Consider the following 12226-nt stretch of genomic DNA (forward strand, 5'->3'; position numbering starts at 1 on the left):
AATCCTTGATGCGTTTGCGTGCGGCTTGCTCCAGTGCGGTCCCCTGATCGAGGGTATTCATGTCAATTCCTCCGTATAGGGGCAAATTAGGTGCGGTACAGTTCTCATCGGCGGCGCAATTGCCGCGAACCTTGCGATCATTGGTCGCCCCATGCTGCCCGTACCAATGAATCCTACGCGTTCGGCGCTACGGAAACAGCCCGCTCTTAAAGTCGCTACATTAGACTTCCGAAAGCATTAATTTGCTTCGAAAGGTTATGTTTCTCTTCCCCATATTTGACGTCAGAATAGGGACCAAACTCGTCCTGACGACAAGCTAAAATATGTTAAAAAAGTATGTGAATTCTGTAAGGCGACTTTATAATTAGCTCTAGAAAACTCGAATACAATCGAGAGCTGTTCGACAAAAGACGGAATGCGCGGAACCCGTGGAAATTCGCGTTGGTGGGCGTTACGGAACCGTGGGAGACCAGGAACTTCCGATCCTGACAATCTCTCCGTCGAAAGCGCGCCAGCAGCCAAAGGTCGTATCCACGCTTTCAAGCTTCCAAAAGAAGCTTCGAATCAGAACGTAGTCTTAACGATTTTACGGCCTTAGGCTGATCCTACCCCGGCCAATTCGTCAGTCTCACTGCCTGACCACCACTCGCCAATTCGCGCGCGGACATTGCAACAGATCTTTCAAGTAACTTTGCACAATCTTTACGACCGCAAATCGCTGAAAATGGTACGTTCACGACAATGATAGGAGGTCAGTCCGAAAATCAATGCCTATGCAAACTGATGTATGCTCAGACGGCCGAATAGCAAGCGACATGAGGGCAGCAGCCATGACAAGAAGAGCGCTCATATTAATCGAAATCTATCCATGGGACGTTGGTCCGCTCTACGTCCAAGCGGCCCTGCGTCTTGGTCTTCACCCAATTATCCTTTCGGCTGATCCAGCTCGGTACAACCGTCTGACGCCGCAAAGCATCGTCATTCGTGTCGATACAGACAACCTCGACGCGCTGATCCACGAATGTCTTCAGCTACGTGCGAACTATGACATTGCTGGGATTACAAGCACCGGTGACTCATTCTATGCGACAGTTGGAAAGCTCTGCCGGCATTTCGATTTACCCGGACCCGACCCCGAATCCGTTGAACGGTGCTGCGACAAATTAGTTCAACGTCAACTCCTCGCGGAGGCGGGCGTCCCAATACCTGCTTATCGTTTAGCAGCGAACGCGACGGACATAGAACGCTCTGCCACAGAGATTGGCCTACCAGTGATTCTTAAGCCGGCCGAAGGGAGTTTTAGCTGCGGAGTCCGCTTGTGCCGCACCGTCGATGAGTTATTCGAACATTCGACCTATCTGTTGGGCGGGAAGCATAAATGGCAGTCTTCGCCGAGGATACTGGTCGAAGAATTCGCACAAGGCCCGTATTTTAGTGCGGAGATAATGGGGAATGACATCATTGGGATCGGGACCGCTGACTTGGGCGATCTTCCATACTTCGTATTTCGAGAGTGCGCCTTCCCGGCCGCGCTGGCCTATGACCAGCGTAAGTGCATCGCCGAAGTTTCGCTGAACTGTTTGCGAGCTCTCGGCCTTGGCTGGGGGCCAACAGGCATTGAGTTCCGGTGGACGATGCGTGGCCCAGTCGTCATCGAAGTCAATCCACGTCTTCCTTGCACACCAACTCCCCAACTGATTCGGCTGGCTTACGGCATCGATCTTGTCACCGAGCACATCAAGCTGGCGATCGGCGAGGCATGGGATTTGCAAAAAAGGCAATCCCACACTGCAGCCGCGCGGCTACTTGTTCCAGACCGCGATGGCATAATTGATTCGATCGTTGGCGAGAGTCGGGCGGTCGCACTATCCGGTGTCGCCGAGGTAAATTTCCGCGTTGAACCCAAGACGCCGATTCTCAGGAAAGGCGATTCCCGAGACTGGATTGGCTATGTCATAGCCGCTTCACCTAGCCTTGCGCGGACGGAGGAGATACTTGAGGGTGCCGTCAGCTTGATCGATTGGTCGATCACACCATTTTCGACCCGCGGCGAAACAGGAACAACTTGAGGCCCTTCGCCGCGGAGGGGGGCGCAGACCAAAAAATTTCACTTGGATGTCGGCGACATGATGGAGCCCGAAGACGAACTAGAGCGTGTCTTCAGTTAGGGGATTCCCAAATCAGTGTTTGAGTGCTTCATAGGTGGTCGGTTTGATTTGGGGAACCGACCGATGCGGCGATACGGACTTCGCGACGACCAGTGGGATCGGGTCAAGGATTTCCTGCCCGGCCGTGAGGGCCATGTGGGCGGAACGGCGCAGGACAACCGGCTGTTTGTCGAAGCGGTGCTCTACCGCTACCGGGCGGGTATTCCCTGGCGCGACCTGCCACCACGTTTCGGGGACTGGAAGATTGTCTGGCAACGCTTCGACCGGTGGGCCAAGAGTGGCGTTTTTGACCGATCTTCAAGACTTTGGCCAGTGATCACGACAACGAGTACATGTCGCTGGACGCAACCATCGTGCGGGCTCACCAACACAGCGCCGGCGCCCAAAAAAAGCGGGCGAAAACCAAGCCATCGGACGCTCCCGAGGCGGACTGATCACCAAGATCCACGCCGTGGTCGACGCCTTGGGCAACCCCGTCGGCTTCTCTTTGACCCCCGGCCAAGCCTCCGATCTTAGCCAACTGGGCCGCTGCTCGACCAAGTCGACCCGCAAGCCCTTCTTGCGGACAAGGCCTACGACGCCGACGCCCTCATCCAGACCCACAAGGACCGCCGAATCACCCCGGTCATCCCCCCCAAGCCCAACCGCCTCATCCCGCACCAGACCGATTTCGCACTCTACCGCGAGCGCAATCTCGTCGAGCGGTTCTTCAACAAGCTCAACACTTCGGCGCCATCGCCACGCGTTATGACAAGACCGCGCGCAATTTCCTTGCCGTCGTCCAACTCGTCGCCATAACTTTCCTCCTCAACTGAGGACACGCCCTAGTAGTCGTCCCTGAAGAACCCACTTGCTAGTCGACCGTGAACTAATCCGCAAGCCATTGATCTGGCCTGGGAAGCGGATAGCGTCTTTTGAATTGCAGGATTAGCGGTATTTGGACGCTGTTTTCCTGCAATTCGGTTTTCGATTCCCTTGTGCTGCGGAGCGTGATTCACTCGGTTCGGCGGCGGCGAATCGAGGGGACGGCGAATGTCCAGGCCACGCGAGAAGCGCGAGACGGGAGAGCAGGACCTGTTCCGCTCCAGGCTCGATCAGATCATCAACATGAAGCACGAACTGGTGCGGCTGGCGCAGGCGATCGACTGGCCGGTGCTGGAGGAGCGTTTCGGCGCCGTCTATTCGGACGGCCCCGGCATGCCGCCGCTGCCGACCCGGCTGATGGCGGGGCTGGCGATCCTCAAGCACACCTTCAACCTGTCGGATGAGGTGCTGTGCGAGCGCTGGGTGGAGAACCCTTACTTCCAGTATCTCACCGGCGAGACGTTCTTTTGCCATACGCTGCCGTTCGACCGCTCCTCGATGACGCGTTGGCGCAGCCGTATGGGCGAGGAGCGGATCATGGTGCTGTTGCAGGAGAGCCTCAGCCTCGCGGTCAAGACCGGGCGATGAAACCGGCCGACACGCGCCAGGTGATCGTCGACACCACCGTGCAGCCGAAGAACGTCATGTTCCCGACCGACGCCAAGCTCATCCATCGGGCACGCGAACGGCTGGTGCGGCTGGCCAAGAGGACGGGGCTCCATTTGCGCCAGAGTTATGTGCGGGTCGGCAAGCTGGCGCTGATCAGCCACCAGCGCTATGCCCACGCCAAGCAGTTCAAGCGGGCCAACAAGGCGCTACGCAAGCTCAAGACCTATCTCGGCCGGACCATTCGCGACATTGGTCGCCAGATCGCCGGCGATGCGGGGCTGGACGCGCTCTTCAAATGGCCGCTGTACCAGCCTGCCACCGTTCTCGAGCAACGTCAGCGCCAGCGCGGCCGCAAGATCTACAGCCTGCACGCGCACGAGGTGGAATGCATCGGCAAGGGCAAGGCACATATGCCCTACGAGTTCGGGGTAAAGGTGTCGGTGGCCACCACGCTGAAGCGCTCCAGGGGTGGCCAGTTCGCCCTGCATGCAAAGCACTGCCCGGCAATCCCTATGACGGCCACACGCTGGCAAGCGTCATCCCCGACATGGAAAAGACCATCGGCAACGAGATCGGCCGCATCCTCGCCGACGCCGGCTATCGCGGCCATAACGCACCGCAGAGCCACAAGCTCAGGGTCTTCACCGCCGGCCAGAAACGCCGCGTCACCCCAGCCAAAGCGCCAGATGCGGCGGCGCTCGGCGGTCGAGCCCGTCATCGGCCACATCAAGAGCGAACACCGCATGGGCCGCAACTACCTCGCCGGCCAGCAGGGCGACGCCCTCAACGCCATTCTGGCCGCCGTCGGATACAGCTTCTCCCTCCTGCTCAGGTGGCTGAAGGGATTTTTGTGGCTTCTCATCGCAGCCCTACAAAGTCAGCCGAAAGAGCTCGAAGCCTGATCCCTCTCATTGTTCACGGCCGACTTGCTATGCTGCCGGCTTGCGCATCTCGGAGGCGGTTCAGCTGAAGCCCACGTGCGCCTGCCAAAGGGCGTCGCAGACGATCGCCCTGGTGACGCCGCCGAAGAAGGCGAGCGCCCGCACCTGGCCCTCGATCCAGTCCGGCAGCTTCTGGCTGGACCTGGCAAAGGCGAAGGTCAGATTGGAGGCGCCCAGCACCGCGACAACTTTTCGGCAAAGCGCCGACGCAATGTGCCCCGTGTTGGGCGTTGCACCAAGGTAAGGCAATTCCTTGTTCTAAATCCTCTCGCTGGCCAGTAGCACTATCCGCGCCCTCGCGGCAGGCCTTGCGCCGTGCCTCGACGCCGGACCAGACCCTCCAGTTCCCTCCGCTCTGCTGCGGAGCCAGCGCCTTGAGCAGCGGCCAACCTGGACTCGTCCCGTCCTCCAGAAGCAAAATGTTACGCAGATGCTTGTCCACCCTGACCCGAGCCATCCTCCTGCACGCTGTCGCCGTTGCGCGCGACGAAGACCGCAACGCTTCATCGCGCTTGGCGTAGTGGCACTGGGACCGCCCATGGAATGACTCATGCGAGGCGTCTCAAGGCTGTCCGCGATCCAGCGCCAGATCTCTGCCTGGCCCGAGGCGCGCAGAGCTGGCCGGTTGTGCAGGAGCCGTCGGCAATATCCGCCTTCCTCGTTCGGATGGGTAACGCTGGCGTCTCCCGTCGCATTCTATCTCGCTTTCCGAACGTAGCCGTGATGCGAACTCTTGCTGCATATAAAGTCGAATCAGGGGGATTAGGGTCATACGATACGGAGTCTTGACTTTGGCAGTCGCTCTGTGACATTACCTATATAAGGGCCGAAAGAAGGCGATATGGATCATGTATAGGTCACAGAGACCCGAATGACGGCAACGCATAAACGCACCTATTCGCGCTACGCGATGGAAGCGCTTGGCCTTTTCGGTAAGACCGTCCGGCTTGGCCGGATGCAGCACCGGTTAACCGCACAGGAGTTAGCCGAGAGAATCGGTGTTTCACGCAGCACCCTGCAGCGCATCGAGAAGGGCGATCCCAAAGTCGAAATCGGACTGATGTTCGAAGCTGCTGCCATTGTCGGTGTGAAGCTGTTCGATGCCGACGGCAATGGCATCACAGCCCTCACAGGCCGCATGGACGATCGCATCGCGCTGCTGCCGAAGCACGTCTACAAGGCCGGCAAGCAGATCGTCGATGAGTTCTAAGGTCCCTAAGTACGACGAAGCCTATGTCTGGGTCTGGCTGCCGGGCGAGACCGCGCCGGTTGTCGCCGGGCGGCTATATGCCCATGACGGACTCGTCAGCTTCAACTATGGCAGGAGCTTTCGTGAACTGGGCAGCGCGATCCCGCTTTATCTCCCGGAACTGCCCCTGAAGGCAGGCGAATTGCCTTTGCTTCCTGGCCTAACCATGCCGGGATGCATCCGCGATGCTGCCCCTGATGCCTGGGGACGACGGGTTATCCTAAACCGCAAATTCGGTGTGAAGGGCGATGAAATCGCGCGGCTCGATATTTCAGAACTGACGTTCTTGCTGGAATCAGGCTCGGACCGCATCGGCGCGCTCGATTTTCAGTTTTCGCCCATGCATTACGAGCCGCGCGCACTGGCCAATGCCACTCTCGAAGAGCTTGTCCAATCGGCGGAGCGGGTAGAGAAAGGTATTCCGCTCACCCCCGAATTAGATCAGGCGCTGCATCACGGCAGCTCGATCGGCGGCGCAAGGCCAAAGGCGCTGATCGAGGATGACGCCGTCAAGCATGTCGCGAAATTTTCCTCGTCTGCCGACCTTTACAGCGTCGTCAAAGGAGAATTCATAGCCATGCGGCTTGCCGCCTTGTGCGGCATCAGAGCGGCATCCGTCTCGCTCGTTCGCGCCGCAGGCAACGACGTGTTGCTCGTCGAGCGATTCGACCGGATCAAGGTCACGGGCGGCTGGCAACGCAAATCCATGGTCTCAGCGCTGACGATGCTCGCGCTCGATGAGATGATGGCGCGTTACGCCAGCTACCAGGATTTGGCGGAGATCATTCGCCACCGATTCACCGCGCCGTCGGAAACTCTGCGCGAGTTGTTCAGCCGCATTGTCTTCAACATACTTTGCGGCAACACCGACGATCATGCCCGCAACCATGCGGCATTCTGGGACGGGGCTAGGCTCACCCTCACGCCTGCGTACGATATTTGTCCGCAGGCCCGCAGTGGCCAGGAGGCCAGCCAGGCCATGCTCATCAGCGGCAATAACCGCATGAGCCGGATAGCGTCCTGCCTTGAAGCCGCGCATCACTTCCTGCTCAGCGCGCCGGAAGCTCTTGCGATTGTTGAAGGCCAGCTCCGATGCATTGCCGAGAATTGGCCGCGTGTCAGCGAGGAAGCTACGCTATCCGGCATAGATCGCAATCTGTTCTGGGGCCGACAGTTCCTCAATCCCTACGCTTTTACGGCGCTGGAAGGAAGCGCCGACGTTCTCCGCGCTCTGGCTGACGAACTACGCAACAGTGTTCACGCCTGATCCGGCGCTGGATTTCGGACAAGCTCGGCAAGCGCAAGACGCCCACAATATGGACAACCCTTGCCGTGCCAGGACGAAGATTGAACAAACGGCTCTTCAACAGTGACAACGTGCACTGCGGAGAGATGTGGAGCTGACACCGCAAAAGCCCAAGACGCGCGACTTCCCGCGATACAACTCCACATAACTGAGCGTCTACAAGCGGTGCAGCCAGCCAAACATCCAGCCATCAAAGCGATGATCGTCTGATCTTTTGCCGATGACATCACGTCGGGGAAGACTTGTTCGAGCGCTTGCCGATTCATATCGATACCGGCCTGGGCGTAGCGCATCGTTAGTTCAGCCCGAGTGGCCTGGCCATCGACTGATGGTGGCGATGTCAACACCCGCCTTAACGAGGTGGATGCCGTCGTGTCCCGCAAAGGGCGATGATGGATGCTTTTTTCAGCCAGGGTGGTTCCTTCGCCCGCAGCCATGTGTGCGCAGCAAGTATCGAACACCGAACCGGGTGAGCAGTGTGGGGCGGTCGTTGCTTTGCTCGGCGGGACAGGGCGATACCAGACGAAGGTCACAATAGAAGATTCAGGATCCCTGAACTCGTGCATCCGTATTGAACATCAGCGAAAACAGAGCGTAATCCCGCTGTCCAGAAGGCGTGCGGCGGTCGATACGCGCCAGGACGCTCTTGATTTCCGGGCTCATCGAGATGTTCGACAGGTGCCACCCACGCGCCCTCTTGAAGGGAAGTGTCACCACCAGTTGCAGCGTATCCATATATTCGGGGTGCTCCGAAATCAGGAACCGCGCAAAGGCATGCATCGCCGCCAGCCTTGCATTGCGGGTCGCAACTGCCACGCTCGACCTCAAGTGATGTGAGAAAGCTGCCCATCCTGTCGGTATTGATGTCGGAGACCGCTTCTTTCAAGAATATATTCCCGCTCTCCCGCGGCATGAGCCCGTGGCATGCTTCGGCCCAATGCTGTGGATTGATGTTTCTTCATGCCACAACCTCGCTGACGAGACCGCCGAAAGCCCCTTCAAAGCGGTCGGTGGCGATCTCTCGCAGCTGCGGAAGGTAGTGCATTGATTTTTCGTGGAATGGGGACCCTGTTTAAAGGGTGATTTTCGTCCAAACGGGACCCTTTAACGATGGGGTCATCAAGGTGCCTCCGGCTTGATCGGAGGCATTTGTGTTTTGGATGTTGGTTTTAGAGACGATTGCAAAGATACGTCGGCTGTCGCTGGTCCAGCGGAAGTCGATCAAAGCGATCTGCCGTGAGCTGAAGATCTCGCGCAAGGTGGTGCGCAAGGTCCTGCGTTCTGAGGAGACGCAGTTCCGCTACGAGCGCAAGCACCAGCCCTATCCCCGCATGGGAGCTCGGCGTGAGACGCTGGACCGGCTTCTGTCGGCGAATGCGGCCAAGCCGCAGCGGCAGCGGCTGCCGGTCGCTTCGACGGCTTCCATTGCATTCCCCCGTCGGTGTCGAAGACCTGCACGGTGCGCTTCGACAACAACAAATACTCGGTGCTGTCGAGTGCCGTCGGTCGGCCCGTCGAGATCCATGCTTGTGTCGATCGGATCGCATCCGCCAGAGGATGGCGTGGTCGTGGGAGAACACGTTCGCTCCTTTGGCCGCAACGAGGCCGTCTACGATCCCTGGCACACGGCGCGCGCCGTTCCTTGGCTGGGTCCTGCGGTCGGCAATGGAGAAGGTGCGGCGCAGCTCAAGGCGGTTGATGACGTCGACCGGCAGATGGTGTTGATCCTCACCTGGGTGCTGACCGACGGATTGAGCGCGGTCGAGGCCGCCTGTCAGGAAGCCATCGAGCACGGTGCATCGTCGGCGCCGGTGATCCTCAACATCCTGGCCCGCAGCCGCGATCCGGCGCCGGGCACGATCCTTTCCATTCCCCAGGCGCTGGAGCTAGCTCACGAGCGGTCGCCGACTGCGCCCGCTATGACAGTCTCAGGAGGACAAACAGCCATGGAACGCACCGAGGTACTGGAACTGATGGGAGCGCTGAAGCTCTACGGAATGCGCAGAGCCTATGACGAGATCATGGGCGCGTCGCCATCAAGCGACGGCACGAGCCGCCCAGGATTGTCGGTGATCTCTTGCAGGCCGAGATATCGGAGAAGCAGGCCCGCTCCATCAAATACCAGTTCGCTGTCGCCAAGTTGCCGCTGGCCAAGGACATCGACGACTTCGACTTCGCCGACACGCCGGTCACCCCCTGATGCGCGATCTCGCCCGGCGGCGCCTTCGTCGCCGATCAGCGCAACATCGTCCTGGTCGGCCGCCTTCACGGGTCACCCAACTCGCGCGGAAGGTCGACCGCATTGTGACGGGCGCGTGTCGACTTCCCAACAATGTCAGACAGGAGACACAACGCTATCGGAGCGATCGCATTGCCCGAAATGATTTTCCCAGTTGGCACGACAATTGCGGTCCTATGCGCAAAAGCAAACTAGACCTGAGAGCCGCACCGCATGAATGTAGCCTCCCAATATCTGCCGCTTGTGGCGCATCACGAAGCCGGGCACGCGGTGGCCGCCATCGTTTTGCACCGTCAGATGTTCGACGACGACCGTGAACTCCCTGCTTTCTCAAGTGTTAGTATTTACCCCCACGCCGGTGACGGAGAGTGCGGTGGTGTTGTCGAAGGCGCGGGTTTTTATTTAGCGCAAGGATTCACCTCGAAGCGAAAGCCGATTTTCGAGGACGATATGGATCGATGTTTGGAACGCGATGATGCGATCCGGGAGATAGTTGCGTGTCTGGCAGGTCCTTTTGCAGAATCCGCATTCGAAGGCTATCTGGACCCGCGCGATATGGCGATGAATGCATCCGATGGGAATGAGGGGAGCAGCGACTACGCGGATGCCAAGCGAATCTATGGTGAGTTGCGGTTCCTGATGCCGCGCCGCCCCGATTGGGGGCGGATCGAAGATTGCACGGCCCGGCTAGTACTCGATCACTGGTCGGCCATCGAAGCATTGGCCGCGCATTTGCTGGTCAAGTATGATCTCCAATTCGATGAGGCTCTGACGATTGTTGCGCCGCATCTTCCGCCCATGCCAGCAGCTACGCCGCCAGAGCGTCATCCGCAGCCTGCTTGATCAGCCATTCGATGTGATTTGACCACATCTGCAACACCTCGCGCTTCTCCTTGACGTTGCTATAGAGATTGTAGATTTCGCCAATGTCTGTCAAGGACGCCGCCTTGTGTTCACTATGTGCTCGATGACGTGTGGCAATACCTGCCGCCTGCCGAGATTTGTCGCGAGCGTCCTGCGCAGATCGTGAAGGGTCCAGTTCTCCAAAGCCACCCCGTCAGTATTGACCTTGCCGTCTAGAGCCTTCTTGCCCTTCGCGTAGCCTGAGAAGTGGCTTCTTTCGTTGCCCCTCGCAGGGAAAAAAACGTGTCATTGGTCTTCGGTACCGACTGGGGGACCGACACCGCCAGTGTGGACAGCGGAATAAGCGTAGGCTCTTCGTTCTTCGTGCGGTCACCCGATAGTTCCATGTTCCGGCTTCAAGGTTGAGGACCAACGCATCGCGGCAACTTCCGTACGCCTCTGTCCGGTCAGAATGAGCAGCTTGACGATGGAGCCGAACGAATAGCCGATATCGCCCGGTTCGGGCTCACAGCCCGTCCATATAGCCGCCAGTTCGGCATCGTTCACCACTCGCTTGCGCTTGACGATCGGGGCCGGATCCGGATTTTCCAATCCCTCGCGGGGAAACCGCGATGAGCCGTTGCGGCGGTTTGCGACACCAGTTGAAAAATGCCCGCATACACCAGAAGGCCGTGTTAGCCGCTTGCGGGTGACCCCCGGCGACGATCTTCTTGGTGATGTTAGCAATGTCGGTGTCGATCACATGGTGGATAGAGCGACTCCCGAGGGCAGGCACAAGATACCGGTTCAGGCTGGCCTCGACCAGTGCGGTGTTTTGAGGGTCGTTACTCGGCGGCCTGGAGGTGACCGCCATCGCCGTCCTCGGTATCGTCAGCGCTGATATGCGCCTGATCGGCAAGGAAGGCTGGCAGTTCCGATGGAGCTATGCTGGAATTTGGGTGACGAGGCTGATCAAGCGGCGCTCTGCGGCTTCGTTTCGATGACCTCGATTCCGTCCAGGAACCTGGCACCTGCGATGAGTTTCGGCAACTGATTTTGTCCTTTCAATCGTGCCACCTCCTGGCCGCGGCAATGACCAGCTTGAAGACCATCAGCTGGGCGATTTTCCAGGATAGCGAGCCCTTGCTACGCACCGTGCGATGGCGAACGGTTGCAAAGACGCTTTCGATGGGATTGGACGATCGCAGATGATCCCAGTGTTCGGCGGGGAAATCGTAGAGCGCCAGCGACGCATTCTGATCTTTCGTCAGTCAGTCGACCGCCTTGGCATACGCTTCGGCCTCCATCTCGATCGCATGCGCAAGCAATTTGCGCGCGCCGCTGCGAAGTACATCCGTCGGGGTATCATCGATTTCGTCGGGCTGACGAAGGCGAACAATGTGTTGATAGTCTCGTTCATGGCATATCACTCTCCTTGAGAGGTACTGGCAGGCTTCATCACCCGCCTCGATACGCCGCTCTCCTCAAGCCGTCATCATCCAGTTTCCGCCATGGCTCCCCCTGATTGATCCGCTTCACCTGTGCAACTGCACAGGCTGCCCTAGCGGGGAGATTGGCCTCCAATGGCGAAAACTTGCCGCAGGAGACCCTCCAATGACCGTGCCTATGGCGCCGCCGCTACGACAACTTGCCGACAAGCAGCGTGCGATCCACTGCCGCGCTACTGCGCCTTCAAGGGACGTCTGGATCGCGACGCAGGAGCCGATGACCGTTACGGAATCAATTCCAGGTCGCGCTGGCCGTCGCTGTGCCCGTTCGACGGTCTGGTGGCAATTTGGGCACATCTTCTGTCGCCGACAGTGGCGATGGCTGACGCTTCAACGAAACGGGGTCTTCGACGTCTGCTGCCTTCGCCGATGCTTTGCGAAGTGGCATAATGTTTCGACGCACGCAGGCGCGGGCAGGGGATGTCAGTCATGAATCTCCTGACTGGCGCGGATCAGGCCGATTGGCGGGATGAAAGATCATACGACTACACCGCTGGCC

At 58.8% G+C, this 12226-nt stretch carries 10 protein-coding genes and 5 pseudogenes; 10 read left to right on the forward strand and 5 right to left on the reverse strand.

Translation table 11 applies throughout. The features are described 5' to 3' along the window. Positions 1 to 830 precede the first annotated feature (830 nt). From EN885_RS16960 to EN885_RS16970, 3 genes and pseudogenes are all read left to right on the forward strand, one after another. Entirely contained in the window at positions 831 to 2069 is a 1239-nt protein-coding gene (locus EN885_RS16960) for an acetyl-CoA carboxylase biotin carboxylase subunit family protein (RefSeq protein WP_127294575.1), read from the forward strand. A 162-nt stretch (positions 2070 to 2231) separates the two neighbouring features. Then, positions 2232 to 2983, forward strand: a pseudogene (locus tag EN885_RS16965) (IS5 family transposase). Positions 2984 to 3200: 217 nt separating this feature from the next. Next, positions 3201 to 4543, forward strand: a pseudogene (locus tag EN885_RS16970) (IS5 family transposase). A 60-nt stretch (positions 4544 to 4603) separates the two neighbouring features. Here EN885_RS16970 and EN885_RS34265 read toward each other — a convergent pair. Further along, on the reverse strand, positions 4604 to 4831 hold the full coding sequence (locus EN885_RS34265; protein ID WP_245463519.1) for a hypothetical protein: 228 nt from the start codon (positions 4829 to 4831) through the stop codon (positions 4604 to 4606). A 622-nt stretch (positions 4832 to 5453) separates the two neighbouring features. Here EN885_RS34265 and EN885_RS16980 point away from each other — a divergent pair. Both EN885_RS16980 and EN885_RS16985 read left to right on the forward strand, forming a co-directional pair. Next, positions 5454 to 5792, forward strand: coding sequence for a helix-turn-helix transcriptional regulator (locus EN885_RS16980; protein ID WP_024505831.1), 339 nt, complete (start codon positions 5454 to 5456; stop codon positions 5790 to 5792). After that, complete coding sequence (locus tag EN885_RS16985; protein ID WP_127294577.1) at positions 5782 to 7098, forward strand: HipA domain-containing protein; 1317 nt, start codon at positions 5782 to 5784, stop codon at positions 7096 to 7098. The genes EN885_RS16980 and EN885_RS16985 overlap by 11 nt, the downstream gene beginning before the upstream one ends. Before the next feature lie 582 nt (positions 7099 to 7680). Here EN885_RS16985 and EN885_RS16990 read toward each other — a convergent pair. Further along, positions 7681 to 7953, reverse strand: coding sequence for a hypothetical protein (locus EN885_RS16990; RefSeq protein ID WP_095486041.1), 273 nt, complete (start codon positions 7951 to 7953; stop codon positions 7681 to 7683). Positions 7954 to 8539: 586 nt separating this feature from the next. Here EN885_RS16990 and EN885_RS34270 point away from each other — a divergent pair. From EN885_RS34270 to EN885_RS17005, 3 genes and pseudogenes are all read left to right on the forward strand, one after another. Next, positions 8540 to 9073: pseudogene (locus tag EN885_RS34270) on the forward strand (IS21 family transposase); the annotation flags it as partial. Between the two features lie 10 nt (positions 9074 to 9083). Further along, positions 9084 to 9397 (forward strand): annotated as a pseudogene (locus EN885_RS17000) (ATP-binding protein); the annotation flags it as partial. Positions 9398 to 9589: 192 nt separating this feature from the next. Beyond that, positions 9590 to 10219 (forward strand): hypothetical protein, encoded by a 630-nt coding sequence (locus EN885_RS17005; RefSeq protein WP_127294579.1) that lies wholly within the window; start codon positions 9590 to 9592, stop codon positions 10217 to 10219. On the opposite strand, the gene EN885_RS34695 is transcribed toward EN885_RS17005, so the two are convergent. Both EN885_RS34695 and EN885_RS17010 read right to left on the reverse strand, forming a co-directional pair. After that, the gene (locus tag EN885_RS34695; RefSeq protein WP_135907184.1) at positions 10185 to 10313 is read right to left on the reverse strand and encodes a hypothetical protein; all 129 of its coding nucleotides are present in this window, start codon (positions 10311 to 10313) and stop codon (positions 10185 to 10187) included. The two genes, EN885_RS17005 and EN885_RS34695, sit on opposite strands and share 35 nt — an antisense overlap. A 296-nt stretch (positions 10314 to 10609) precedes the next feature. Then, positions 10610 to 10831, reverse strand: coding sequence for a hypothetical protein (locus EN885_RS17010; RefSeq protein WP_127294581.1), 222 nt, complete (start codon positions 10829 to 10831; stop codon positions 10610 to 10612). A gap of 251 nt (positions 10832 to 11082) precedes the next feature. On the opposite strand from EN885_RS17010, the gene EN885_RS33610 reads away from it, so the two are divergent. After that, positions 11083 to 11223: a hypothetical protein gene (locus tag EN885_RS33610; RefSeq protein ID WP_164546995.1), complete on the forward strand. Its 141-nt coding sequence runs from the start codon at positions 11083 to 11085 to the stop codon at positions 11221 to 11223. On the opposite strand, the pseudogene EN885_RS17015 reads toward EN885_RS33610, so the two are convergent. Beyond that, a pseudogene (locus tag EN885_RS17015) lies at positions 11192 to 11490 on the reverse strand (IS256 family transposase); the annotation flags it as partial. The gene EN885_RS33610 and the pseudogene EN885_RS17015 overlap by 32 nt on opposite strands. Here EN885_RS17015 and EN885_RS17020 point away from each other — a divergent pair. Beyond that, positions 11428 to 11658, forward strand: coding sequence for a hypothetical protein (locus EN885_RS17020; RefSeq protein WP_127294583.1), 231 nt, complete (start codon positions 11428 to 11430; stop codon positions 11656 to 11658). The pseudogene EN885_RS17015 and the gene EN885_RS17020 sit on opposite strands and share 63 nt — an antisense overlap. Positions 11659 to 12226: the final 568 nt, after the last annotated feature.

Origin of the sequence: Mesorhizobium sp. M6A.T.Cr.TU.014.01.1.1, assembly GCF_004022765.1 — a bacterium.
Taxonomy (GTDB): Bacteria; Pseudomonadota; Alphaproteobacteria; order Rhizobiales; family Rhizobiaceae; genus Mesorhizobium; species Mesorhizobium mediterraneum.

Coding starts and splice junctions, on each gene's coding strand:
- EN885_RS17005 (WP_127294579.1), top strand. CDS start 9,590: ATGAATGTAGCCTCCCAATATCTGCCGCTTGTGGCGCATCACGAAGCC.
- EN885_RS16980 (WP_024505831.1), top strand. CDS start 5,454: ATGACGGCAACGCATAAACGCACCTATTCGCGCTACGCGATGGAAGCG.
- EN885_RS16985 (WP_127294577.1), top strand. CDS start 5,782: ATGAGTTCTAAGGTCCCTAAGTACGACGAAGCCTATGTCTGGGTCTGG.
- EN885_RS17020 (WP_127294583.1), top strand. CDS start 11,428: ATGATCCCAGTGTTCGGCGGGGAAATCGTAGAGCGCCAGCGACGCATT.
- EN885_RS16960 (WP_127294575.1), top strand. CDS start 831: ATGACAAGAAGAGCGCTCATATTAATCGAAATCTATCCATGGGACGTT.